Genomic DNA, 24,688 nt, shown 5'->3' on the forward strand with positions numbered 1-24,688 from the left:
TTAAAAGGGAGGTAGGCCCCTTGCTAGATGTAAATAATTTTGAGTATATGAAAATTGGTTTAGCTTCACCCGATAAGATCCGTTCGTGGTCTTTCGGGGAAGTTAAAAAGCCCGAAACGATTAACTATCGTACGTTAAAACCAGAAAAAGATGGTTTGTTCTGTGAACGTATCTTCGGTCCTACAAAGGACTGGGAATGTCACTGTGGAAAATACAAGCGTGTCCGTTATAAAGGTGTCGTTTGTGACCGCTGTGGCGTCGAAGTAACAAAGGCGAAAGTTCGTCGTGAACGTATGGGTCACATTGAACTTGCTGCCCCTGTATCTCACATCTGGTACTTCAAAGGAATCCCAAGCCGAATGGGTCTTGTTTTAGACATGTCCCCACGTGCTTTGGAAGAAGTCATTTACTTCGCTTCCTATGTTGTAACAGAACCAGGTGACACGGCTCTGGAAAGAAAGCAACTTCTTTCTGAAAAAGAATACCGTGCCTACCGTGAGAAATACGGAGTGAAATTCCAAGCTGCAATGGGAGCTGAAGCGATTAAAAAGCTTCTGCAGGACATTGATCTGGATAAAGAAGCTGATTTCCTTAAAGAAGAACTGAAAACAGCTCAAGGTCAACGCCGTACCCGTGCAATCAAGCGTTTAGAAGTAGTGGAATCTTTCAGAAACTCAGGGAATGATCCGGATTGGATGATTCTTGATGTATTACCTGTCATTCCTCCAGAGCTTCGCCCGATGGTTCAGCTTGACGGTGGACGCTTTGCGACTTCTGACTTAAATGATTTATACCGTCGTGTTATTAACCGTAATAACCGTTTGAAACGTTTATTGGACCTTGGTGCTCCAAGCATCATCGTTCAAAACGAAAAGCGTATGCTTCAAGAAGCGGTCGACGCTTTAATTGATAATGGCCGTCGCGGACGTCCAGTCACTGGACCGGGTAACCGTCCATTAAAATCCCTTTCACATATGCTTAAAGGGAAACAGGGTCGTTTCCGTCAGAACCTTCTTGGTAAACGTGTCGACTATTCAGGTCGTTCTGTAATCGTCGTTGGACCTAACCTTAAGATGTATCAATGTGGACTTCCTAAAGAAATGGCTCTTGAGTTATTCAAACCATTTGTTATGAAAGAACTTGTTGAAAAAGGTCTGGCTCACAACATTAAGAGTGCAAAACGTAAGATTGAACGCGTACAACCGGAAGTATGGGACGTATTAGAAGGGGTTATTAAAGAACATCCAGTTCTCTTAAACCGTGCACCTACACTTCACAGACTTGGTATTCAAGCATTTGAACCAACTCTTGTCGAAGGTAGAGCGATCCGTCTCCACCCACTTGTATGTACGGCGTACAACGCGGATTTTGATGGTGACCAAATGGCGGTTCACGTACCTCTATCTTCTGAAGCACAAGCTGAAGCGCGTATGCTGATGCTTGCTGCCCAAAACATCCTTAATCCGAAAGACGGTAAACCGGTTGTTACTCCGTCACAGGATATGGTATTAGGTAACTATTACCTGACACTTGAGCGTGAAAATGCTGTAGGTGAAGGTATGATCTTCAATGATGCAAATGAAGTCATTCTTGCGTATCAAAATGGTTATGTGCACTTGCATACCCGTATTGCGATCCATGCCAGCACCATCAACAACCAAACGTTCACTGAGAAGCAAAATAAGCAATTATTGTTAACAACGGTAGGTAAAGTAATCTTTAACGAGATCTTGCCTGATACATTCCCGTTCATTAACGAACCAACAAGAACGAACTTGGAAGTGGCTACTCCTGAGAACTATTTTGTTGATCCGTCAACGGACGTTAAAGAAGTATTCCAAAACCGTGAGTTAATCAACCCGTTCAAAAAAGGATTCCTAGGGAATATCATTGCGGAAGTATTCAAGAAGTTTGCTATCACTGAAACGTCCCGTATGCTTGATAAGATGAAAGACTTAGGATTCAAATACTCTACTAAAGCCGGTATTACGGTTGGTATCGCAGATATCGTCGTACTAGCGGAAAAAGAAGAAATCTTAATCGAAGCACAAAGTAAAGTAGACAACGTATTAAAACAATTTAAACGTGGTCTTATTACAGAAGATGAAAGATACGATCGTGTTATTTCAATCTGGAGTGCTGCGAAAGATACAATTCAAGGTAAATTAATGGCGACATTGGATAAACGCAACCCAATCTTCATGATGAGTGATTCAGGTGCCCGTGGTAACGCATCTAACTTTACTCAGCTTGCTGGTATGCGTGGACTGATGGCCAACCCGGCTGGTCGTATCATTGAGTTACCGATCAAATCAAGTTTCCGTGAAGGTCTGACGGTACTTGAGTACTTTATCTCTACACATGGTGCACGTAAAGGTCTTGCCGATACAGCACTGAAAACAGCTGACTCAGGTTACCTGACACGTCGTCTAGTTGATGTGGCCCAGGATGTAATCGTTCGTGAAGAAGACTGTGGAACGGACAGAGGCCTACTTGTAGGATCCATTAAAGAGGGTACAGAAATCATCGAGCCCCTTGAAGAGCGTTTGCTTGGTCGTTACTCACGTAAAACATTGCGTCATCCTGAGACAGATGAAATCATCATCACAGAAAATCAGCTGATCACAGAAGACTTGGCTAAGACGATCATTGATGCTGGTGTCGAACATGTTTCGATCCGTTCTGCTTTCACATGTAACACTAGACATGGTGTTTGTGAGAAATGTTACGGAACGAACCTGGCAACAGGTCAAAAGGTCGAAGTAGGAGAAGCTGTGGGTATCATCGCTGCTCAATCCATCGGGGAACCGGGTACACAGTTAACGATGCGTACCTTCCATACTGGTGGGGTTGCAGGAGACGATATCACTCAAGGTTTACCGCGTATCCAAGAGATCTTCGAAGCGCGTAACCCTAAAGGTCAAGCCGTTATTTCTGAAATCGATGGTGTCATTACTTCCATCAGTGAAGGAAAAGATCGCCAGTACGAAATTACCGTTCAAGGTGACGTGGAAACGAGAAGTTACACAGCCCCTTACACAGCCCGCTTGAAATTCGCTGTGAACGATAAAGTAGCACGCGGTCAGGAAATCACTGAAGGTTCGATCGATCCGAAAGAACTTCTTAAAGTGCGTGATGTGTCAGCCGTTCAGGAATACTTGCTGCGCGAGGTACAAAAAGTATACCGTATGCAGGGGGTTGAAATCGGCGACAAACACGTTGAGGTTATGGTTCGTCAAATGTTACGCAAGGTTCGTGTTATTGATGCTGGTGAATCTGAGGTACTTCCAGGTACTCTTATGGACATCCATCAATTCAGAGATGCGAACGAAAAAGCACTATTTGGCGGAAAGCTTCCGGCAACAGGACGTCCTGTACTGCTCGGAATCACCAAAGCTTCGCTTGAAACGGACTCCTTCTTATCAGCAGCATCGTTCCAGGAAACAACTCGTGTGTTAACGGACGCTGCCATTAAAGGAAAACGTGATGAGTTACTTGGATTGAAAGAAAATGTTATCATCGGTAAATTGGTTCCTGCCGGTACAGGTATGCAACGTTACCGCAAGGCAGAGCCGGTATTAGCAGAAGATACTAGTGAAGAAACAGTAACAGTAGAGTAATCTATTCAGGCTAACTCTTAGACGCGTTTGATTGCTCAAACATAAGCTCTAAGAGTTAGCTTTTATAAATCTTTTAAATCTATGTTGACATAGAGATTTTAAGATGATAATATATTCAAGGTTGCTCCTATTAATAACCTGTTACTTTGGAGGATATGAAATGTCTTATGAAAAAGTAGCGCAGGCTAAAGAAATTATTGTAGGAACAAAGCAAGCAGTGAAAGCTCTAAAAACAGGTCATGTACTAGAAGTTGTTATTGCGGAGGATGCTGATCCCAAAGTTACAGCGAAAGTAGTCCAGGCCGCTATTGATCTTAAAGTACCGGTTAACAAAGTGGATTCCATGAAGAAACTTGGTAAATCGTGCGGAATAGATGTTGGAGCAGCAGCTGTTGCGATTATACAGTAAAATAGTTTTTGTAGAAGATATCTGCAAAAACTTTACTTTTACCCAAAAAAGAACCACCTGGATGTGTGGGCTTACCAAATAAGAAGGGAGGAAAACAAAATGCCAACTATTAACCAATTAGTTCGCAAGCCTCGTCAGTCTAAATCAACTAAATCAAAGTCACCTGCACTTAACAAAGGTTACAACAGCTTTAAGAAAGTGCACACGAACTTGTCTTCTCCACAAAAACGTGGTGTATGTACTCGTGTTGGTACAATGACTCCAAAGAAACCGAACTCGGCGCTACGTAAATATGCTCGTGTTCGTTTAACAAATGGAATCGAGGTTACTGCTTACATTCCTGGTATCGGACATAACCTTCAAGAGCACAGTGTTGTTCTTATCCGTGGAGGACGTGTAAAGGATTTACCGGGGGTACGTTATCACATCGTACGTGGTGCGCTTGATACAGCTGGAGTTGAAGGCCGTATGCAAGGACGTTCTAAATACGGAACTAAGCGCCCTAAAGCAGCTAAAAAATAATAAAAATACTATAAATTCATTTCTCGTTGAAAGGAGGAAATCACATGCCACGTAAAGGTCCTGTAGCAAAAAGAGACGTTTTACCTGATCCAATGTACAATTCAAAATTAGTTACTCGTTTAATCAACAAAATCATGATTGACGGTAAAAGAGGTAAAGCTCAAAAGAAACTATACGCTGCGTTTGATATCATTAGCGAGCGTTCAGGTAAAGATGCAATGGAAGTATTCGATGCAGCTTTGAAAAATATCATGCCGGTATTAGAAGTTAAAGCTCGTCGTGTTGGTGGTTCAAACTATCAAGTACCTGTAGAGGTGCGTCCAGAGCGTCGTACTACATTAGGTCTTCGTTGGTTAGTAAACTACTCTCGTCTTCGCGGTGAGAAGACAATGGAAGAGCGTTTAGCTAACGAAATCCTTGATGCAGCTAATAACACTGGAGCTTCTGTTAAGAAGCGTGAAGATACACACAAGATGGCTGAAGCGAACAAAGCGTTTGCTCACTATCGTTGGTAATCTGATCTTAAACAAACAAATCATTCTCATATAAGGAAGGAGAAAGACCGCATGCCTAGAGAGTTCTCCTTAGAAAACACTCGTAATATCGGTATCATGGCTCACATCGATGCTGGTAAAACAACTGCAACTGAGCGTATCCTATTTTATACAGGTCGTATCCATAAAATTGGAGAAACTCACGAAGGTGCTTCTCAAATGGACTGGATGGAGCAAGAGCAAGAACGTGGTATCACTATCACTTCTGCTGCGACAACAGCTCAATGGAAAGGCCATCGTATTAACATCATCGATACACCAGGACACGTAGACTTCACTGTTGAAGTTGAGCGTTCATTGCGTGTACTTGATGGTGCAGTAGCAGTACTTGATGCTCAATCTGGTGTTGAGCCTCAAACTGAAACTGTTTGGCGCCAAGCAACAACTTACGGGGTTCCCCGTGTTGTGTTCGTTAACAAAATGGACAAAATCGGTGCTGACTTCCTTTATTCTGTAGGTACACTTCATGAGCGTTTACAAGCGAATGCACATCCAATTCAGCTTCCAATCGGTGCTGAGGATGACTTCGAAGGTATCATCGATTTAGTAGAAATGAAAGCTTACTTCTATGAAGATGACCTTGGAACACGCGCAGAAGCTCGCGACATTCCTGAAGAGTACAAAGATCAAGCTGAAGAATACCGCGGAAAATTAATTGAAGCAGTTTCTGAACTTGATGAAGAGTTAATGATGAAATACCTGGAAGGCGAAGAGCTTACAAATGATGAGCTTAAAGCAGCTATCCGTACTGCAACTCTAACTGTAGAGTTCTATCCTGTAGTCTGTGGATCTGCCTTCAAAAACAAAGGGGTTCAATTATTAATTGACTCAGTTATCGACTATCTTCCAGCGCCAACAGACGTTGAAGATATCAAAGGTTTTGTACCTGAAACAGAAGAAGAAGTAACTCGTCCATCTTCAGACGAAGCACCATTCTCTGCTTTAGCGTTCAAAGTTGCAACTGACCCTTATGTTGGTAAATTAACTTTCTTCCGTGTTTACTCTGGTGTACTTGAGTCAGGTTCATACGTAAGAAACTCTTCAAAAGGGAAACGTGAACGTGTAGGTCGTATCCTGCAAATGCACGCTAACTCCCGTGAAGAAATCTCTAAAGTATATGCTGGAGACATTGCAGCAGCAGTTGGTCTTAAAGATACAAGTACTGGAGACACACTATGTGATGAAAAGAGCTTAGTTATTCTTGAATCAATGGTATTCCCAGAGCCGGTTATCTCACTATCTGTTGAGCCTAAATCAAAGGCCGACCAAGATAAAATGACTACTGCTCTACAAAAACTTCAAGAGGAAGATCCAACATTCCGTGCGCATACTGACCAGGAAACAGGTCAAGTTATCATCGCGGGTATGGGTGAGCTTCACTTAGATATCATCGTTGACCGTATGAAACGTGAATTCAAAGTAGAAGCAAACGTAGGTGCTCCTCAAGTATCTTACCGTGAGACTTTCCGTGACACTGCTAAAGTTGAAGGTAAGTTCGCGCGTCAATCTGGTGGACGTGGACAATTCGGTCACGTTTGGATCGAGTTCTCACCTAACGAAGAAGGTAAAGGATTCGAATTCGAGAACGGTATCGTCGGTGGTGTAGTTCCTCGTGAATACATCCCTGCAGTACAAGCCGGTCTATCTGACGCTTTAGAAAATGGTGTCTTAGCTGGTTTCCCACTTGTTGATGTTAAAGCAAGATTATTCGATGGTTCATACCATGATGTTGACTCCTCTGAAATGGCGTTTAAGATCGCTGCTTCTATGGCACTTAAGAATGCTGCTTCTAAATGTAAGCCGGTAATCTTAGAGCCAATGATGAAGGTTGAGGTTGTTATCCCTGAGGAATACCTTGGAGATATCATGGGTGATGTAACTTCTCGTCGTGGACGTGTAGAAGGTATGGAAGCACGCGGTAACGCTCAAGTTGTTAAAGCGTTCGTACCTCTATCAGAAATGTTTGGATATGCAACTTCTCTTCGTTCTAACACACAAGGACGCGGAACATACTCCATGCACTTCGATCACTATGAAGAAGTACCTAAATCGATTTCTGAAGAAATCATCAAAAAAAATAAAGGTGAATAATTGATTTATTCCCTTTAATAAAGTATAAATACTAATGTAAGCATTACTGGTTCAGGGGTGGATATAACCTGCCTCTGGATTAGCCTAACTAATATACTTATTTTCTTTAAAATTAAAGGAGGATTTTCAAATGGGTAAGGAAAAATTTGATCGTTCCAAGCAACATGCGAATATCGGTACAATCGGTCACGTTGACCATGGTAAAACAACTCTAACAGCTGCAATCACAACTACACTTCACAAGAAGTATGGTCGTGGAACTGCAATGGCATATGACCAAATCGACGGTGCTCCAGAAGAAAGAGAGCGTGGAATCACAATCTCTACTGCACACGTTGAGTATGAAACTGATACTCGTCACTATGCACACGTTGACTGCCCAGGACATGCTGACTATGTTAAAAACATGATCACTGGTGCTGCACAAATGGATGGTGGGATCCTAGTAGTTTCTGCTGCTGATGGCCCAATGCCACAAACTCGTGAGCACATCCTTCTTTCTCGTCAAGTAGGTGTACCTTACCTAGTTGTATTCATGAACAAATGTGACATGGTAGACGACGAAGAGCTACTTGAATTAGTAGAAATGGAAGTACGTGACCTTCTTTCTGAGTACGATTTCCCTGGCGATGACGTACCAGTAATCAAAGGTTCTGCTCTTAAAGCTCTTGAGGGAGACCCTGAGTGGGAAGCGAAAATCTTCGAACTTATGGAAGCTGTAGATAGCTACATCCCAACTCCAGAGCGTGACACTGAAAAACCATTCATGATGCCTGTTGAGGATGTATTCTCAATCACAGGTCGTGGTACAGTTGCTACTGGTCGTGTTGAGCGTGGACAAGTTAAAGTTGGAGACACTATCGACATCATCGGTCTTTCTGAAGAGCCAAAATCTACTACTGTAACAGGTGTAGAAATGTTCCGTAAGCTTCTTGACTATGCTGAAGCTGGAGACAACATCGGTGCACTACTTCGTGGTGTAGCTCGTGAAGATATCCAACGTGGACAAGTACTTGCTAAGCCAGGTACAATCACTCCACACACAAAGTTCAAAGCAGAAGTTTATGTTCTTTCTAAAGAAGAAGGTGGACGTCACACTCCATTCTTCACTAACTACCGCCCACAGTTCTACTTCCGTACAACTGACGTAACTGGTATCTGTAACCTTCCTGAAGGTGTAGAAATGGTTATGCCTGGCGATAACATCGAAATGACTGTTGAGCTTATCGCTCCAATCGCTATCGAAGAAGGTACTAAGTTCTCTATCCGTGAGGGTGGACGTACTGTAGGTGCTGGAGTAGTAGCTACAATCACTGAGTAATCATTGATATCAAAAACAGATGGACACCATGTCCATCTGTTTTTTTGTGCGCAATTTTAATGAGGGGGAAGATAATGGCTGGGACAAAACGATATAGATCTATAATCTAAAAGACTAAAAAGAATCAATTTGTTACGTCGCTGTTGATTTCCGCGCAAGACTTCGCTTTCCTCGGGCGGAAGGCGAGCCTCCTCGTCGCTATCGCTCCTGCGGGGTCTCACCTATTCCGCTTTTCCCGTAGGAGTCTTCTTCTTGCACTCCAATCAACAGCTAGTGACTGCAAAATTCACATTATGTGCTTTTAAATAAACAACAAAGAGATTTACCGGATTAGATATTGATCAAAAAACCTCGAGTGTTTGTCCCGCACTCTTTTTGAGTTATGAATGAGAAGTTCGTTCCATCAAGATGAATGATTTTTTTTTGCGACTTTCTTCTATATATAATGTGATGACTCCATTGTTAACAAGGTGTTATTAAAGTAAATAATTGCATTTGAATATTCAACTTTCATATAAGCTCTTAGGAACAGTTATCTCTAAAACAATAATTTATAAAACCCATTGTTGATTGAAACGGAAGGCAGCTTGACTCCTGCGGGAAACGTGGGACAGGTGAGACCCCACAGGGCGAAGCCCGACACCCCGCGGAAAGCGAGCTGCCTGCAGTGGAAATCAACATGCACTCACTCATGAACATGTATTTAGGTAACTTCAAGTCATAAAACAATATAAACTATCTATAAATTATAGCTACAAAAAGTTACTTAATGATCGTTATATTAAATATTGTGAAAATACCACATAACCTTGAAAATAACACGCTTCGTTTGTATAATAGAGAAAGTGTGCAAAACATAAAGAAATTGCAAGAAACCCTTGCATCTTCTAGGTGTTTTAGTTATAATAGACAATGTTGGTCTTTGACTGCGATGAAACAGAAGGTTGCTGACACACACGGCCGCTTTGCCATGGCGAGTGTGTGGGAAATTTCTGTGGAGAATGTCTATTCAAAAATAGGCGATAAAGGAGGGAAAATAATGGCAAAACAAAAGATTCGTATCCGTTTAAAGGCTTATGATCACAGAATTCTTGATCAATCAGCTGAGAAAATTGTTGAAACAGCAAAACGTTCTGGTGCGGCGGTTTCTGGACCGATCCCACTACCAACAGAAAAGTCTGTTTACACAATCTTACGTGCTGTGCACAAATACAAAGATTCTCGTGAGCAATTCGAAATGCGTACTCATAAACGCTTAATCGACATTGTAAACCCAACACCTCAAACAGTTGATGCGCTTATGCGTTTAGACTTACCATCAGGTGTAGATATCGAAATCAAACTTTAATTCATAAAAACCATAATTATTAGGAGGTGTGACTTATGACCAAAGGAATCTTAGGAAGAAAGATCGGTATGACTCAAGTTTTCGCTGAAAACGGTGATCTTATCCCTGTAACTGTTATCGAAGCTGCTCAAAACGTGGTACTTCAAAAGAAATCTATCGATGTTGATGGCTACGAAGCTATCCAAGTAGGTTTTGAAGACAAACGTGAAAAGCTTTCTAACAAACCAGAGAGAGGCCACGTTGCTAAAGCTGAAACTGCTCCTAAGCGCTTCATCCGTGAAATCCGCGGTGTAAACGTAGAAGAGTACGAAGTTGGTCAAGAAGTCAAAGTTGATATTTTCGCAGCAGGCGAAATCGTAGATGTAACAGGAGTTTCAAAAGGTAAAGGATTCCAAGGTGCTATCAAGCGTCATAACCAATCTCGCGGACCTATGTCCCATGGTTCTCGTTATCACCGTCGTCCTGGTTCAATGGGTCCAGTTGATCCAAACCGTGTATTCAAAGGTAAATTACTACCTGGACGTATGGGCGGAGAGCAAATTACAATTCAAAACCTTGAAATTGTAAAAGTTGATGCTGAACGTAACCTTATCTTAGTAAAAGGTAATGTACCTGGACCTAAGAAACAACTAATCAAAGTAAAGTCAGCTATTAAAGCAAACTAATAGAACTTTTCAAGAAAGGAGGAAACAAGAATGCCGAAAGTAGCATTATTCAACCAAAGCGGTTCTAAAGTTGGTGAAATCGAACTTAATGACACTGTTTTTGGTATTGAACCAAACACACATGTGATGACTGAAGCGGTATTGATGCAAAGAGCTTCTTTACGTCAAGGTAATCACAAAGTAAAAAATCGTTCTGAAGTACGTGGCGGTGGGCGTAAGCCTTGGCGTCAAAAAGGAACAGGTCGTGCTCGTCAAGGGTCAATCCGTTCTCCACAATGGCGCGGTGGTGGTACTGTATTTGGACCAGTTCCACGCAGCTACAGCTACAAACTTCCTAAAAAAGTACGTCGCTTAGCGATTAAATCTGCTCTTTCTTCTAAAGTAGTAGAAGAAAACATCTTAGTATTAGAAGCATTATCATTCGATGCTCCTAAAACAAAAGAATTTGCTAACGTTCTTAAAGGTCTTTCTGTTGATTCTAAAACATTAGTAATCACTGACGGTCTTGACGAAAACGTAGCACTTTCAGCTCGTAACATCCCTGGTGTAACTGTTGTTCCTGCTGATGGAATTAGCGTTCTAGATGTAATTGGACACGACAAACTAGTGATGACTAAATCAGCTGTTGAAAAAGTAGAGGAGGTGCTCGCATAATGGATGTACGTGAAATCATTAAGCGCCCCGTAATTACAGAGGCTTCAACTGATCTTATGTCTGAGAAAAAATATACTTTCGAAGTTGATACTAGAGCGAACAAGACTCAAGTAAAAGACGCTGTTCAAGCTATCTTTGACGTGAAAGTAGATAAAGTAAATATCATGAACTACAAAGGTAAGTTCAAGCGCATGGGTAAACACGCTGGTTACACTAACAAGCGTCGTAAAGCTATCGTTAAGCTTACTGCTGATAGTAAAGAAATCGAATTCTTTGAAGTATAAAATCTTTTAATTAAGAAGAGGAGGGAAAAACATGGCGATTAAAAAGTATAAACCTACCTCTAATGGTCGTCGCGGTATGACTAGTTCTGATTTCGCTGAAATCACTACGGATTCTCCGGAAAAGTCACTTTTAGCACCCCTACACAAAAAGGGTGGCCGTAACAACCAAGGTAAGTTAACAGTTCGTCATCAAGGTGGCGGTCATAAGCGCCAATACCGTATCATCGACTTCAAACGTGAAAAAGATGGTATACCTGGACGCGTTGCTACGATCGAATACGATCCAAACCGCTCAGCAAACATTGCACTAATCAACTACGCTGATGGGGAAAAACGTTACATTCTTGCACCGAAAACAATCGAAGTAGGTATGGAAGTAATGTCTGGACCTGAAGCAGATATTAAAGTGGGTAACGCTTTACCACTTATCAACATCCCTGTTGGTACAATTGTACACAATATCGAACTTAAACCAGGTAAGGGTGGCCAGTTAGTACGTTCTGCTGGAACATCTGCACAAGTACTTGGTAAAGAAGGTAAATATGTACTTGTACGTCTTAACTCTGGTGAAACTCGTATGATCCTTTCTGCTTGTCGTGCTACTGTAGGTCAAGTTGGAAATGAACAACACGAATTAATCAACATTGGTAAAGCCGGACGTTCTCGTTGGTTAGGTAAACGCCCAACAGTTCGTGGTTCTGTAATGAACCCTAACGATCACCCACACGGTGGTGGTGAAGGACGCGCTCCAATCGGACGTAAATCACCAATGTCTCCATGGGGTAAACCTACTCTTGGATACAAGACACGTAAGAAAAACAACAAATCTGATAAATTTATTGTGCGTCGTCGCAAAAAATAACGGGATTGTACTACGGTTCCTGAAAAGAGCCGTAGATCAATCACGAAGGGAGGTTCAAACATGGGTCGTAGCTTAAAAAAAGGACCTTTTGTTGATGATCATTTAATGAATAAGATCGAGAAATTGAACGAAACTGAAGGCAAACAAGTTGTAAAAACTTGGTCTCGTCGCTCAACGATCTTCCCAGCATTCATCGGTCACACTATCGCAGTTTACGATGGTCGTAAACATGTACCTGTATACGTCACTGAAGACATGGTAGGACACAAGCTTGGTGAATTCGCGCCATCTCGTACTTACAAAGGTCATGCAAGTGATGATAAGAAAACAAGACGCTAATTGAGAGGAGGGTATCCTAATGCAAGCAAAAGCTGTTGCAAGAACAGTACGTATTGCTCCTCGTAAAGTACGTTTAGTCGTTGATCTAATCCGAGGTAAGCAAGTTGGAGAAGCGGTTGCTATCTTAAAGCACACACCTAAAGCTGCTTCACCAGTAATCGAAAAAGTACTTAAGTCTGCTATTGCGAACGCAGAGCACAACTTTGATATGGATATTAATAGCCTAGTGGTAACTGAGGCTTATGTAAATGAAGGACCAACACTTAAACGTTTCCGTCCTCGTGCGATGGGACGTGCAAGTCAAATTAACAAACGTACAAGTCACATTACACTTGTCGTATCAGAAAAGAAGGAGGGATAAGCTGTGGGTCAAAAAGTACATCCGGTCGGACTTCGTGTCGGTATAATCCGTGATTGGGAATCTAAATGGTACGCAGATAAAGATTACGCTAATCTATTACACGAAGACATTAAAGTACGTGAATATATTGCAAAACGTTTAGTAGACGCTTCAGTTTCTAAAGTAGAGATCGAACGCGCTGCAAATCGTATTAACATTACTGTTCATACAGCTAAGCCTGGTATGGTTATCGGTAAAGGTGGTACAGAAGTTGAAGCACTTCGTAAAGCTCTTAACGAACTTACTTCAAAGCGTGTACACATCAACATCGTTGAAATTAAAAGAGCAGACGTTGACGCTAAATTAGTAGCTGAAAACATCGCTCGTCAATTAGAAAATCGTGTTTCTTTCCGTCGTGCTCAGAAGCAATCGATCCAACGTGCTATGCGTGCTGGGGCAAAAGGAATCAAAACACAAGTATCTGGTCGTTTAGGCGGAGCAGATATCGCTCGTGCAGAACATTACAGTGAAGGTACTGTTCCACTTCATACACTACGCGCTGACATTGACTATGCTCATGCAGAAGCTGACACAACTTATGGTAAGCTTGGCGTTAAAGTATGGATCTACCGTGGAGAAGTTCTTCCTACAAGAAAGAAATCTGAGGAAGGAGGCAAATAATTATGTTATTACCTAAACGCGTTAAACATCGTCGCGAACACCGCGGAAAAATGCGTGGACGTGCTAAAGGCGGTCAAGAGGTAGCGTTCGGTGAATACGGTTTACAAGCAGTGGAAGCTTCTTGGATCACTAACCGTCAAATCGAAGCAGCTCGTATCGCTATGACTCGTTACATGAAACGTGGCGGTAAAGTATGGATTAAAATCTTCCCTCATAAACCTTACACTGCAAAACCTTTAGAAGTACGTATGGGTTCAGGTAAAGGTGCTCCAGAAGGTTGGGTAGCAGTAGTTAAGCCTGGAAAAATCATGTTTGAAATCGCTGGTGTATCTGAAGAGGTAGCTCGTGAAGCGCTTCGTCTAGCATCACATAAACTTCCAATCAAAACGAAGTTTGTAAAACGTGAGGAAATTGGTGGTGAATCAAATGAAAACTAATGAAATTCGTGACCTAACCACTGCTGAAATTGAACAAAAAGTAAAAACTCTGAAAGAAGAGTTATTTAACCTTCGCTTCCAACTTGCGACTGGGCAATTAGAAAACACAGCTCGCATCCGTGAAGTCCGCAAAGGGATCGCTCGTATGAAAACTGTAATCCGTGAAAGAGAGATCGGGGTTAACAATCGATAAATGAGAGGAGGTTTGCTTAAATGAGTGACCGCAACCAACGTAAGGTATACACTGGCCGTGTTGTTTCCGACAAAATGGATAAAACAGTAACGGTTATGGTAGAAACTTATAAAAAGCATTCTCTATACGGCAAGCGCGTTAAGTACTCTAAGAAGTTTAAAACTCATGATGAGAACAACGAAGCAAAAGTAGGCGATATCGTACGTATCATGGAGACTCGTCCACTATCTGCTACAAAACGTTTCCGTTTAGTAGAAGTTGTTGAAAAAGCAGTTATTATCTAATATATTTGTTCGGATATTTTATATTCCGAAGGGAGGTTACCTACATGATTCAACAAGAATCACGTTTAAAAGTTGCTGACAACTCTGGTGCTCGTGAAGTATTAACTATCAAAGTACTTGGTGGTTCTGGACGCAAAACAGCTAACATCGGTGATGTTATCGTGTGTACAGTAAAACAAGCAACACCAGGTGGCGTTGTTAAAAAAGGTGACGTAGTAAAAGCGGTTGTTGTACGTACTAAATCTGGTGTACGTCGTCAAGACGGTACTTACATTAAGTTCGACGAGAACGCTTGTGTAATTATCCGTGACGATAAGGGACCACGTGGAACTCGTATCTTCGGACCTGTTGCCCGTGAACTACGTGACAGCAACTTTATGAAAATTGTATCTTTAGCTCCAGAAGTTCTTTAATAGATATTAGCATTGGGCCATTCAAGGAGGTGCGATGAAATGCATGTAAAAAAAGGCGATAAAGTAATGGTCATTACTGGGAAAGACAAAGGCAAAACAGGTGTTGTTCTTGCTTCATTCCCTAAGAAAGACCGAGTGCTAGTTGAAGGCATCAACGTTGTAAAAAAACACGCTAAGCCTTCACAGATGAACCCGCAAGGCGGAATCATCAGCCAAGAAGCATCTATCCATGTATCAAATGTTATGCTTCTAGATCCGAAATCTAACGAGCCAACTCGTGTAGGTTATAAGACAGAAGACGGCAAGAAAGTACGTGTAGCAAAAAAATCAGGTGAAGTTCTAGATAAATAGTACGATTAAGAAGGGAGGTATTCTGAATGAACCGCCTAAAAGAAAAATTTCAACAAGAAATCAGTCCAGCTCTAGTTAGCAAATTCAATTACAAATCAGTAATGGAAGTACCTAAAGTTGAAAAGATCGTTGTCAATATGGGTATCGGTGATGCTGTTCAAAACTCAAAAGCTCTTGATGTAGCTGTTGATGAACTAACTCAAATCACTGGTCAAAAGCCAGTTGTAACGAAAGCTAAAAAATCTATCGCAGGCTTCCGTCTACGTGAAGGTATGCCAATCGGTGCAAAAGTTACTCTACGCGGAGAGCGTATGTACCAATTCTTAGATAAATTAATTTCTGTTTCACTTCCACGTGTACGTGACTTCCGTGGTGTTTCTAAAAAAGCATTCGACGGTCGCGGTAACTATACATTAGGAGTTAAAGAGCAATTGATTTTCCCTGAGATTGACTATGATAAAGTGTCTAAAGTACGCGGTATGGATATCGTAATCGTAACAACTGCGAACACAGACGAAGAAGCTCGTGAATTATTGACACAAATCGGAATGCCATTCCAAAAGTAATCGCTATATAAGGGAGGCGAAAATGTGGCTAAAAAATCTATGATTGCGAAACAAAAACGCGCGCCAAAGCATAATGTTCAAGCGTACACACGTTGCGAACGTTGCGGACGTCCTCATTCAGTAATCCGTAAATTCAAGCTTTGCCGTATTTGTTTCCGTGAACTTGCATACAAGGGTCAGATTCCTGGCGTTAAGAAAGCTAGTTGGTAATACCCTATATTGGGAAGGAGGTAAATTATTATGACAATGACAGATCCAATTGCAGATTTGCTAACTCGCATCCGTAATGCGAACATGGTTCGTCACGAAAGATTAGAAGTTCCTGCTTCTAACATCAAGAAAGAAATTGCAGAAATCCTTAAACGTGAAGGTTTCGTACGTGACGTAGAATATGTAGAAGATAACAAGCAAGGTGTTATCCGCATTTTCTTGAAATATGGAGCAAACAACGAACGCGTAATTACTGGATTAAAGCGTATCTCTAAACCTGGTTTACGTGTATATGCAAAATCAACTGAAGTACCTAAAGTATTAAACGGTTTAGGTATCGCACTTGTTTCTACTTCTTCAGGTGTTTTGACTGATAAAGAAGCTCGTGCTCAACAAGTAGGCGGAGAAGTACTAGCTTACGTTTGGTAATATTTTTTATATGAATGGAGGTGCAACAGGATGTCACGTGTAGGAAAACTACCAATCGAAATTCCATCTGACGTTACTCTAACAGTAGGTGAAAACAACACTGTAACTGTAAAAGGACCTAAAGGGGAACTTTCTCGTACATTCAATTCTGATATTAAAGTAGAATTAGAAGGAAACGTAGCAACAGTTACTCGTCCTTCTGATGCAAAAGAACACCGCGCGTTACACGGTACAACTCGTGCTCTTATCGCGAACATGGTTGAAGGTGTATCTAAAGGATTCCAAAGAAATCTTGAGCTAGTCGGTGTAGGTTACCGTGCTCAAAAACAAGGTACTAAGCTTGTACTTAACGTTGGTTACTCTCACCCAGTTGAGATCGAACCAGAACAAGGTATCGAGATCGAAGTACCGGCAAACACAAAGATATCTATCAAAGGTATCGACAAAGAACGTGTTGGAGCATTAGCTGCTAACATTCGTGCTGTACGCTCTCCTGAGCCTTACAAAGGAAAAGGTATTCGCTACGAAGGTGAATATGTTCGTCGTAAAGAAGGTAAAACAGGTAAATAATGCCGCGTAGGCAAAAGAAAGGAGTGACCGTAGGTGATTACTAAGCCAGATAAGAACAAAACACGTAAGAAGAGACATGCTCGTGTCCGTTCAAAAATTACTGGAACTGAAACTCGTCCTCGTTTGAACGTTTTCCGTTCTAACAAAAATATCTACGCTCAACTTATCGATGATATGAACGGTGTTACTCTAGTAAGTGCATCTTCTCAAGATAAAGATTTCGATCTAGACTCAGCTGCTACTATCGATGCAGCAGCAAAAGTTGGAGAACTAGTTGCGAAACGTGCAGTAGAAAAAGGATTGAAATCCGTAGTGTTTGACCGTGGTGGATATTTATATCATGGCCGTATCAAAGCTTTAGCTGAAGCAGCTCGTGAAAACGGCTTAGAATTTTAATAAAAAAAGGAGGGACAATCCAGATGCGTCGTATTGATCCAAGTAAACTAGAATTTGAAGAACGCGTAGTTACAATCAATCGTGTTGCGAAAGTTGTTAAAGGTGGACGTCGTTTCCGTTTCGCTGCTCTTGTAGTAGTAGGCGACAAAAACGGTCACGTTGGTTTCGGAACTGGTAAAGCTCAAGAAGTACCTGATGCAATCCGTAAAGCGATTGAAGATGCGAAGAAAAATCTAATTGAAGTTCCTATGGTTGAAGGTACAACTCCTCACCTGGTAACTGGACGATTTGGTGCTGGTCAAATTCTTATCAAACCTGCTTCTGCGGGTACAGGAATTATTGCTGGTGGACCTGTTCGTGCCGTACTTGAATTAGCTGGTGTTCAAGATATCCTATCTAAATCTTTAGGATCTAACACTCCAATCAACATGGTTCGCGCAACTATCGAAGGTTTAAAACAATTAAAGCGTGCTGAAGACGTAGCGAAACTACGTGGTAAATCAGTAGAAGAGATCTTAGGTTAAGGGAGGGATAACGATGGCTAACAAACTAGAAATTACCCTCACTCGCAGCACAATTGGCCGTCCTCAAGATCAACGCAAAACGGTTGAAGCTTTAGGACTTCGCAAAATGCACCAAACAGTTGAACAACAAGATAATGCTGCTATCCGCGGTATGATCAACAAAGTTGCTCACCTTGTGACAGTAACTGAAAAATAATTCTTAACGCTTAAAAAGAAGGAGGTGCCGACATGAAATTACATGAGTTAAAGCCTACAGAAGGTTCACGTAAAGTCCGCAATCGCGTAGGACGTGGTATTGGTTCAGGTAATGGAAAGACTGCTGGTAAAGGTCATAAAGGTCAAAACGCCCGTTCAGGTGGCGGAACTCGTCCTGGCTTCGAGGGTGGTCAAACACCATTATTCCAACGTCTACCAAAACGTGGATTCACGAACATCAATCGTAAAGAATATGCAATCGTCAACCTTGACGCATTGAATCGCTTCGAAGATGGTACAGAAGTTACTCCAGCGCTACTAGTAGAATCTGGTGTAGTGAGTAACGAAAAAGCAGGAATTAAGATTCTTGGTAAAGGTTCAATCGAGAAAAAGCTTACAGTAAAAGCACACAAATTCTCAACCACTGCTAAAGAAGCTATCGAAGCTGCTGGCGGTACATCCGAGGTGATCTAATGTTTCAGACTGTCTCCAATTTTATGCGCGTGGGTGATATAAGAAATAAAATTATTTTCACCCTTCTAATGTTAATAGTCTTCCGTCTTGGTACCTTCATTCCGGTACCAAACGTAGATGCTAATGTGTTGAAAATGCAAGACCAGGCAGGAATTCTTGGATTCCTGAATACATTTGGTGGCGGTGCTCTTCAAAACTTCTCCATCTTTGCTATGGGTATCATGCCTTACATTACTGCTTCAATCATCGTACAGCTCCTGCAAATGGACGTTGTTCCGAAGTTTACAGAGTGGTCTAAGCAAGGTGAAGTCGGACGCCGTAAATTAGCTCAGTTTACACGTTATTTCACCATCGTTCTAGGGTTTATCCAAGCTTTAGGTATGTCCTATGGTTTCAACAGAATATATGGTGGAATGCTCATCCAAAGCCCAGGAGTTAGTACGTACCTACTAATAGCGTTAGTTCTAACAGCTGGTACGGCTTTTCTTATGTGGTTAGGTGAACAAATCACGGCTAAAGGTGTGGGGAATGGTATCTCGATCCTGATCTTTGCAGGTATCGTTGCGGCTATCCCTAACACAGTAAACCAAATCTATGCTCAACAAATTGAAGGAGCAGGCGAACAGCTCTTCCTTCGAATTGTGGTTCTTGCACTTCTTGTTTTAGCAGTTATTGCAATCGTAGTTGGTGTTGTGTTTATTCAACAAGCACTTCGTAAAATTCCGATTCAATATGCAAAACGTTTAGTGGGGCGTAGTCCGGTTGGTGGACAATCAACACATCTACCATTAAAGGTGAATGCTGCGGGTGTTATTCCAGTTATCTTTGCGATTTCTTTCATTATCACGCCACAGACCATTTCATCCTTCTTTGGAGAAAATGATGTGACCAGTACAATTCAGTACATTTTTGATTACACTAAACCAGTTGGTATGATCATCTATGTAGCTCTGATCGTTGCCTTTACGTATTTCTATGCTTTCATTCAAGTGAATCCAGAACAAATGGCTGAAAACTTGAAGAAGCAAGGTGGATATATCCCTGGTATTCGTCCAGGTAAAACCACACAAGAGTATCTCACTCGCGTTCTGTATCGTCTAACATTTGTTGGGGCAATCTTCTTAGCTGTTATCTCAATTCTTCCTGTTTTCTTCATTAACTTTGCAGGTTTACCTCCTGCAGCTCAAATCGGTGGAACAAGCTTACTCATCGTAGTGGGTGTTGCACTTGAGACTATGAAGCAACTGGAAGCACAGTTAGTGAAACGTCACTACAAAGGATTTATTAAATAAGAGGGTTTTCGGGAACATCTTGTTCCTGAGGCCATTTTATAGACAATTAGGGGGAGTTCGAGTGAATATAGTTCTTATGGGCTTACCAGGCGCAGGAAAAGGCACTCAAGCTGAAAAGATCGTAGAAAAATATGGTATCCCCCATATCTCTACAGGCGATATGTTCCGTGCAGCTATCAAAGGCGGCACTGAACTAGGCTTGAAAGCTAAATCATTCATGGATAATGGCGATCTTGTTCCTGATGAAGTAACAATCGGTATTGTTCGTGAACGTTTAAGCAAAGAGGACTGTGAAAAAGGCTTCTTACTGGATGGGTTTCCAAGAACGGTTGCTCAGGCAGAAGCACTTGAAAACATCCTGGCTGATCTTGGTAAAAAAATGAATTATGTCATTAATATAAATGTAGATAAGGACATCCTGATGGAGCGCTTGACAGGTCGCAGGATCTGTAAAGAGTGCGGCGCTACTTATCATCTTGTCTTTAATCCGCCAACAGAAGAGGGCGTTTGTGATCGCTGCGGCGGTGAGTTATATCAACGCGCAGATGATAACGAAGAAACGGTTCAAAATCGTTTAGACGTGAACATTAAACAAACTCAACCACTATTGGCTTACTACGAAGACAAAGGCTATCTGAAAAACATTGACGGTCAACAAGACATCCATAGAGTGTTTGATGACATTGATGAACTACTTGGAGGCCTTTCATAATGATCATTTCTAAAACTCCGAGAGAGATTGAGATTATGCGGCAAGCTGGTAAGATTGTGGCATTAACTCATGCGGAATTGCGAAAGTATATTTCTCCGGGAATATCGACGAAGGAATTGGATGCAATTGCTGAAAAATTCATTCGTAAACATGATGCAATTCCATCTTTTAAAGGGTATAATGGGTTTCGTGGCAGCATCTGTGCTTCAGTCAACAATGAGTTGGTTCATGGAATTCCAGGCGATCGGGTATTAAAGGATGGCGATATAATCAGTATCGATATCGGTGCTAAATATAACGGTTATCATGGCGACTCAGCTTGGACGTATCCAGTTGGAACAATAGATGATGAAACCCAGAAGCTTCTCGATGTTACAGAAGAATCATTATTTCTGGGGCTTAAGGAAGCTAAACCAGGCGAGCGTCTGTCGAATATCTCTCATAGTATACAAACATTTGTTGAGGCTAATGGCTTTTCTATCGTTCGAGAGTATGTGGGACACGGAGTTGGTCAAGACTTACATGAGGACCCGCAAATTCCTCATTATGGACCACCCAACAAAGGTCCTCGTTTAAAGCCTGGCATGGTACTGGCTATTGAACCAATGGTTAATGCAGGAAGTCGATATGTTAGAACGTTATCAGATAACTGGACAGTCGTCACAGTAGATGATAAAATGTGTGCGCACTTTGAACACACCATTGCAATTACTGAAGACGGCTATGAGATATTGACGAAAGCCTAAGTGAAGGTGATTGGATTGATCGAGTCAGATTCGACGATTCCGAGGATTGGCCAGATTGTTCAAACCCTTAAAGGGAGAGAAACTGGAAGCTACTCGGTCGTTGTTCAGCAATTGGATGAACGTTTTGTACTCATAGCAGATGGGGATAGACGAAAGTTTGATCGCGCCAAGCGAAAGAACATCGCTCATCTTCACTTGTGTGACTATGTTTCTCCAGAAGTTCAAAACAGTATGATCGAAACGGGCAGAGTAACGAACGGTAAACTGCGTTATGCTGTTTCAAAGTTTGTTAACGAAGTTTTAAATGATGAGAAGAAGGGAGACATGTTCGATGGCTAAGGATGATGTAATTGAAGTTGAAGGTAAGGTCGCTGAGACTTTGCCCAATGCGATGTTTAAGGTAGAATTAGAAAATGGTCATACAGTACTGGCACATGTTTCAGGAAAGATCCGTATGCATTTCATTCGTATCCTACCTGGTGACAAGGTAACAGTAGAATTATCACCGTATGACTTAACTCGTGGTAGAATCACTTATCGTTATAAATAATCTATTGCACTCCGTACTATTAAGGAGGTTAGAATAAGATGAAAGTTAGACCATCTGTTAAACCAATCTGCGAAAAATGTAAAGTTATTCGTAGAAAAGGTAAAGTTATGGTTATCTGTGAAAACCCTAAACATAAACAAAAACAAGGCTAATCTTAAAGGAGGTGCGCTATCACTATGGCACGTATTGCTGGTGTAGACATTCCACGTGACAAACGTGTTGTCATTTCATTAACATACATCTACGGTATTGGTAAAAATACTGCAGCGAAAATCTTATCTGAAGCTGGTGTATCTGAGGATACTCGCGTTCGCGATCTTACTGACGACGAACTAGGAAAGATTCGTGATATCGTTGATAAATTAAAAGTAGAAGGTGATCTTCGTCGTGAAGTATCACTAAACATCAAACGTCTTATGGAAATCGGTTCATACCGCGGTCTTCGTCACCGTCGTGGACTACCTGTTCGTGGACAACATACGAAGAACAATGCTCGTACACGTAAAGGTCCTCGTAAGACTGTAGCTAACAAGAAAAAATAATAGGTAAAGGAGGTTACTTCTTAGTATGGCACGTAAAACAAACACTCGTAAACGTCGTGTGAAAAAGAATATCGAAGCTGGTATTGCACACATTCGTTCTACATTCAATAACACAATCGTAACTATTACTGATGTTCACGGAAATGCTGTTGCTTGGTCAAGTGCAGGTTCACTAGGATTCAGAGGTTCTCGTAAATCCACTCCATTCGCAGCGCAAATGGCAGCTGAAACTGCAGCGAAAGCTTCTCAAGAACATGGTTTAAAAACTCTTGAAGTAACAGTTAAAGGTCCTGGTGCTGGTCGTGAAGCAGCTATCCGTGCTCTTCAAGCAGCAGGTCTAGAAGTTACTGCAATCAGAGACGTTACTCCAGTTCCTCATAATGGATGCCGTCCACCAAAACGTCGCCGCGTTTAATTTTTCTGTATAAATTTTGTATCGTTGTCTATAATGGGATATGATACAAGATACGTTCATTCAGAAAAGTAACCAGTTGTTGGTGCACAATAGGGAACGTAAACATGGGGAATTTCGGACTTTATCTTATTTAGCCCGGAGTTTCGACGTTTTGAAGGAGGGTAAATATTAATGATCGAAATTGAAAAGCCAAAAATTGAAACGGTTGAGATCAGCGATGATGCCACATATGGAAAGTTCGTCGTAGAACCACTTGAGCGTGGATATGGTACAACTTTGGGTAACTCCTTACGTCGTATCCTACTATCGTCACTCCCAGGTGCTGCTGTCACATCTATTCAAATAGATGGAGTACTGCATGAATTTTCAACAATTGAAGGCGTCGTAGAGGATGTCACATCCATCATTTTGAATATCAAAAAGTTAGCGTTAAAGATCTACTCTGATGAAGAGAAAACGCTAGAAATTGATGTGCAGGGAGAAGGAGTTGTAACGGCTGCTGATATTACTCATGATAGTGATGTAGAAGTGTTAAATCCTGATTTACACATCGCAACATTATCTAAGAGTGGTCATTTCCGCGTGCGTTTAAGCGCATCCCGTGGACGTGGGTACAGACCAGCAGACCAGAACAAACGTGAGGATCTTCCTATTGGCGTGATCCCAATCGATTCTATTTACACTCCAGTTTCACGCGTTAACTATCAAATAGAAAATACTCGTGTTGGTCAAATGACAAACTACGATAAACTTTCTCTTGATGTATGGACTGATGGAAGTATTGGACCAAAAGAAGCGATTTCTTTAGGTGCTAAGATTCTGACAGAACACTTAAATATTTTCGTTGGCCTTACAGATGAAGCGCAGAATGCTGAAATCATGGTAGAAAAAGAAGAAGACCAAAAAGAAAAAGTTCTTGAGATGACGATCGAAGAATTAGATCTTTCTGTTCGTTCTTATAACTGCCTGAAGCGTGCTGGAATCAATACTGTTCAAGAGCTTGCTAACAAGACAGAAGAAGATATGATGAAAGTACGTAACCTAGGACGTAAATCACTTGAAGAGGTTAAAGTTAAACTTGAAGACCTTGGACTTGGCTTACGTAAAGACGACTGATAACATCTTCTTTCATATATAGATTCAACAAAGGAGGGAACCCTTAATGGCTTACAGAAAGTTAGGACGTACTAGTGCTCAACGTAAAGCAATGCTACGTGATTTAGCTACAGACCTAATCATTAACGAGCGCATCGAAACAACTGAAACTCGTGCGAAAGAGCTTCGTTCAGTTGTGGAGAAAATGATCACATTAGGTAAACGTGGTGACATTCACGCGCGTCGTCAAGCTGGTGCATTCATTCGTAAAGAAGTTGCAAACGCTGAAAACAACCAAGATGCTTTACAAAAGTTATTCTCTGACATCGCTCCTCGTTACACAGAGCGTCAAGGCGGATATACTCGCATTATGAAGGTTGGTCCTCGCCGTGGTGACGGTGCTCCAATGGCAATCATCGAATTAGTTTAATAATTCGTGACTACTAACATTAAGGGCGGGACAGTTAATCCTTAACTGCTTCTTTGCCCTTTTTGTATAAGTGCATGTGATGAAAAGCAGAGCGTTACGATGAGCAGCTCCGGCTGACTCGTCTAGCTCGTGCACCCCTTCCAACTTCTATATTCATAGAAGCTGTTCAATGGT

The 24,688-nt window shown here is 41.6% G+C and carries 37 protein-coding genes; all 37 read left to right on the top strand.

The features are described from left to right. Positions 1–20: 20 nt before the first annotated feature. The 37 genes from rpoC to rplQ all read left to right on the top strand — a co-directional run bounded on the left by rpoC (position 21) and on the right by rplQ (position 24,514). Complete coding sequence (gene rpoC / locus ACCB35_RS00695; RefSeq protein WP_374055396.1) at positions 21–3,620, top strand: DNA-directed RNA polymerase subunit beta'; 3,600 nt, start codon at positions 21–23, stop codon at positions 3,618–3,620. 160 nt (positions 3,621–3,780) lie between these two features. Beyond that, positions 3,781–4,029 carry a 50S ribosomal protein L7ae-like protein gene (locus ACCB35_RS00700; protein ID WP_148971237.1) on the top strand — a complete coding sequence of 83 codons (249 nt, stop codon included), beginning with the start codon at positions 3,781–3,783 and terminating at the stop codon, positions 4,027–4,029. A gap of 99 nt (positions 4,030–4,128) precedes the next feature. Beyond that, on the top strand, positions 4,129–4,551 hold the full coding sequence (gene rpsL / locus ACCB35_RS00705; protein WP_032085266.1) for a 30S ribosomal protein S12: 423 nt from the start codon (positions 4,129–4,131) through the stop codon (positions 4,549–4,551). A gap of 44 nt (positions 4,552–4,595) precedes the next feature. Continuing rightward, the gene (gene rpsG, locus ACCB35_RS00710; RefSeq protein WP_034765993.1) at positions 4,596–5,066 is read left to right on the top strand and encodes a 30S ribosomal protein S7; all 471 of its coding nucleotides are present in this window, start codon (positions 4,596–4,598) and stop codon (positions 5,064–5,066) included. Positions 5,067–5,117: 51 nt separating this feature from the next. Next, the gene (gene fusA, locus ACCB35_RS00715) at positions 5,118–7,196 is read left to right on the top strand and encodes an elongation factor G (protein ID WP_374055397.1); all 2,079 of its coding nucleotides are present in this window, start codon (positions 5,118–5,120) and stop codon (positions 7,194–7,196) included. A 130-nt stretch (positions 7,197–7,326) separates the two neighbouring features. Next, entirely contained in the window at positions 7,327–8,517 is a 1,191-nt protein-coding gene (gene tuf / locus ACCB35_RS00720) for an elongation factor Tu (RefSeq protein ID WP_374055398.1), read from the top strand. Between the two features lie 1,039 nt (positions 8,518–9,556). Next, entirely contained in the window at positions 9,557–9,865 is a 309-nt protein-coding gene (rpsJ, locus tag ACCB35_RS00725) for a 30S ribosomal protein S10 (protein ID WP_007085291.1), read from the top strand. Between the two features lie 35 nt (positions 9,866–9,900). Continuing rightward, positions 9,901–10,530: a 50S ribosomal protein L3 gene (gene rplC, locus ACCB35_RS00730; RefSeq protein ID WP_044340523.1), complete on the top strand. Its 630-nt coding sequence runs from the start codon at positions 9,901–9,903 to the stop codon at positions 10,528–10,530. Positions 10,531–10,560: 30 nt separating this feature from the next. Then, a complete protein-coding gene (gene rplD, locus ACCB35_RS00735) occupies positions 10,561–11,184 on the top strand; it encodes a 50S ribosomal protein L4 (RefSeq protein WP_044340524.1) in 624 nt (207 codons plus the stop codon). Continuing rightward, on the top strand, positions 11,184–11,468 hold the full coding sequence (gene rplW, locus ACCB35_RS00740) for a 50S ribosomal protein L23 (protein WP_034765982.1): 285 nt from the start codon (positions 11,184–11,186) through the stop codon (positions 11,466–11,468). The genes rplD and rplW overlap by 1 nt, the downstream gene beginning before the upstream one ends. A 31-nt stretch (positions 11,469–11,499) precedes the next feature. Beyond that, positions 11,500–12,330: a 50S ribosomal protein L2 gene (gene rplB, locus ACCB35_RS00745; protein ID WP_044340525.1), complete on the top strand. Its 831-nt coding sequence runs from the start codon at positions 11,500–11,502 to the stop codon at positions 12,328–12,330. 60 nt (positions 12,331–12,390) lie between these two features. Continuing rightward, a complete protein-coding gene (rpsS, locus tag ACCB35_RS00750; protein WP_044340526.1) occupies positions 12,391–12,669 on the top strand; it encodes a 30S ribosomal protein S19 in 279 nt (92 codons plus the stop codon). 19 nt (positions 12,670–12,688) lie between these two features. Next, on the top strand, positions 12,689–13,030 hold the full coding sequence (gene rplV / locus ACCB35_RS00755) for a 50S ribosomal protein L22 (protein WP_034765976.1): 342 nt from the start codon (positions 12,689–12,691) through the stop codon (positions 13,028–13,030). 3 nt (positions 13,031–13,033) lie between these two features. Continuing rightward, complete coding sequence (gene rpsC, locus ACCB35_RS00760; RefSeq protein ID WP_034765973.1) at positions 13,034–13,690, top strand: 30S ribosomal protein S3; 657 nt, start codon at positions 13,034–13,036, stop codon at positions 13,688–13,690. A 2-nt stretch (positions 13,691–13,692) separates the two neighbouring features. Continuing rightward, positions 13,693–14,127, top strand: a complete 435-nt coding sequence (gene rplP / locus ACCB35_RS00765; RefSeq protein WP_044340527.1) for a 50S ribosomal protein L16 — start codon at positions 13,693–13,695, stop codon at positions 14,125–14,127. After that, positions 14,117–14,320, top strand: a complete 204-nt coding sequence (rpmC, locus tag ACCB35_RS00770; protein ID WP_032085278.1) for a 50S ribosomal protein L29 — start codon at positions 14,117–14,119, stop codon at positions 14,318–14,320. Before rplP ends, rpmC begins: the two co-directional genes overlap by 11 nt. A 20-nt stretch (positions 14,321–14,340) precedes the next feature. Further along, on the top strand, positions 14,341–14,604 hold the full coding sequence (gene rpsQ / locus ACCB35_RS00775; RefSeq protein WP_032085279.1) for a 30S ribosomal protein S17: 264 nt from the start codon (positions 14,341–14,343) through the stop codon (positions 14,602–14,604). 44 nt (positions 14,605–14,648) lie between these two features. Next, positions 14,649–15,017 carry a 50S ribosomal protein L14 gene (gene rplN, locus ACCB35_RS00780; RefSeq protein ID WP_032085280.1) on the top strand — a complete coding sequence of 123 codons (369 nt, stop codon included), beginning with the start codon at positions 14,649–14,651 and terminating at the stop codon, positions 15,015–15,017. Positions 15,018–15,056: 39 nt separating this feature from the next. Further along, the gene (gene rplX / locus ACCB35_RS00785; RefSeq protein WP_034765969.1) at positions 15,057–15,368 is read left to right on the top strand and encodes a 50S ribosomal protein L24; all 312 of its coding nucleotides are present in this window, start codon (positions 15,057–15,059) and stop codon (positions 15,366–15,368) included. A 26-nt stretch (positions 15,369–15,394) separates the two neighbouring features. Continuing rightward, positions 15,395–15,934 (top strand): 50S ribosomal protein L5, encoded by a 540-nt coding sequence (gene rplE / locus ACCB35_RS00790; RefSeq protein ID WP_034765967.1) that lies wholly within the window; start codon positions 15,395–15,397, stop codon positions 15,932–15,934. A gap of 24 nt (positions 15,935–15,958) precedes the next feature. Beyond that, on the top strand, positions 15,959–16,144 hold the full coding sequence (locus ACCB35_RS00795) for a type Z 30S ribosomal protein S14 (RefSeq protein WP_044340528.1): 186 nt from the start codon (positions 15,959–15,961) through the stop codon (positions 16,142–16,144). 30 nt (positions 16,145–16,174) lie between these two features. Then, the gene (gene rpsH / locus ACCB35_RS00800) at positions 16,175–16,573 is read left to right on the top strand and encodes a 30S ribosomal protein S8 (RefSeq protein WP_299746197.1); all 399 of its coding nucleotides are present in this window, start codon (positions 16,175–16,177) and stop codon (positions 16,571–16,573) included. A 30-nt stretch (positions 16,574–16,603) separates the two neighbouring features. After that, entirely contained in the window at positions 16,604–17,143 is a 540-nt protein-coding gene (gene rplF / locus ACCB35_RS00805) for a 50S ribosomal protein L6 (RefSeq protein WP_044340529.1), read from the top strand. A 33-nt stretch (positions 17,144–17,176) separates the two neighbouring features. Next, positions 17,177–17,539, top strand: coding sequence for a 50S ribosomal protein L18 (gene rplR / locus ACCB35_RS00810; RefSeq protein WP_044340530.1), 363 nt, complete (start codon positions 17,177–17,179; stop codon positions 17,537–17,539). Between the two features lie 23 nt (positions 17,540–17,562). Further along, positions 17,563–18,063, top strand: a complete 501-nt coding sequence (gene rpsE, locus ACCB35_RS00815) for a 30S ribosomal protein S5 (protein ID WP_044340531.1) — start codon at positions 17,563–17,565, stop codon at positions 18,061–18,063. A 13-nt stretch (positions 18,064–18,076) separates the two neighbouring features. Further along, positions 18,077–18,259 (top strand): 50S ribosomal protein L30, encoded by a 183-nt coding sequence (gene rpmD / locus ACCB35_RS00820; RefSeq protein WP_044340532.1) that lies wholly within the window; start codon positions 18,077–18,079, stop codon positions 18,257–18,259. A gap of 32 nt (positions 18,260–18,291) precedes the next feature. After that, a complete protein-coding gene (rplO, locus tag ACCB35_RS00825; protein ID WP_098353385.1) occupies positions 18,292–18,732 on the top strand; it encodes a 50S ribosomal protein L15 in 441 nt (146 codons plus the stop codon). Then, the gene (gene secY / locus ACCB35_RS00830) at positions 18,732–20,024 is read left to right on the top strand and encodes a preprotein translocase subunit SecY (protein ID WP_044340534.1); all 1,293 of its coding nucleotides are present in this window, start codon (positions 18,732–18,734) and stop codon (positions 20,022–20,024) included. Before rplO ends, secY begins: the two co-directional genes overlap by 1 nt. Positions 20,025–20,085: 61 nt before the next feature. Next, the gene (locus ACCB35_RS00835; RefSeq protein ID WP_299746202.1) at positions 20,086–20,736 is read left to right on the top strand and encodes an adenylate kinase; all 651 of its coding nucleotides are present in this window, start codon (positions 20,086–20,088) and stop codon (positions 20,734–20,736) included. Next, complete coding sequence (gene map / locus ACCB35_RS00840) at positions 20,736–21,482, top strand: type I methionyl aminopeptidase (RefSeq protein ID WP_044340536.1); 747 nt, start codon at positions 20,736–20,738, stop codon at positions 21,480–21,482. Before ACCB35_RS00835 ends, map begins: the two co-directional genes overlap by 1 nt. Before the next feature lie 15 nt (positions 21,483–21,497). Beyond that, a complete protein-coding gene (locus ACCB35_RS00845) occupies positions 21,498–21,821 on the top strand; it encodes a KOW domain-containing RNA-binding protein (protein ID WP_044340537.1) in 324 nt (107 codons plus the stop codon). Then, complete coding sequence (gene infA, locus ACCB35_RS00850; RefSeq protein WP_034765945.1) at positions 21,814–22,032, top strand: translation initiation factor IF-1; 219 nt, start codon at positions 21,814–21,816, stop codon at positions 22,030–22,032. Before ACCB35_RS00845 ends, infA begins: the two co-directional genes overlap by 8 nt. Positions 22,033–22,070: 38 nt before the next feature. Then, on the top strand, positions 22,071–22,184 hold the full coding sequence (rpmJ, locus tag ACCB35_RS00855) for a 50S ribosomal protein L36 (RefSeq protein WP_003156543.1): 114 nt from the start codon (positions 22,071–22,073) through the stop codon (positions 22,182–22,184). A gap of 24 nt (positions 22,185–22,208) precedes the next feature. Then, complete coding sequence (rpsM, locus tag ACCB35_RS00860; protein ID WP_034765943.1) at positions 22,209–22,574, top strand: 30S ribosomal protein S13; 366 nt, start codon at positions 22,209–22,211, stop codon at positions 22,572–22,574. 25 nt (positions 22,575–22,599) lie between these two features. Further along, entirely contained in the window at positions 22,600–22,989 is a 390-nt protein-coding gene (gene rpsK / locus ACCB35_RS00865) for a 30S ribosomal protein S11 (protein WP_032085294.1), read from the top strand. A 171-nt stretch (positions 22,990–23,160) separates the two neighbouring features. Then, a complete protein-coding gene (locus ACCB35_RS00870) occupies positions 23,161–24,105 on the top strand; it encodes a DNA-directed RNA polymerase subunit alpha (RefSeq protein ID WP_034765941.1) in 945 nt (314 codons plus the stop codon). A gap of 46 nt (positions 24,106–24,151) precedes the next feature. Continuing rightward, on the top strand, positions 24,152–24,514 hold the full coding sequence (gene rplQ / locus ACCB35_RS00875; protein ID WP_034765940.1) for a 50S ribosomal protein L17: 363 nt from the start codon (positions 24,152–24,154) through the stop codon (positions 24,512–24,514). Positions 24,515–24,688 lie beyond the last annotated feature (174 nt).

It is taken from the genome of Rossellomorea sp. FM04394 (genome assembly GCF_041889765.1).
Classification (GTDB): domain Bacteria; phylum Bacillota; class Bacilli; order Bacillales; family Bacillaceae_B; genus Rossellomorea; species Rossellomorea aquimaris_B.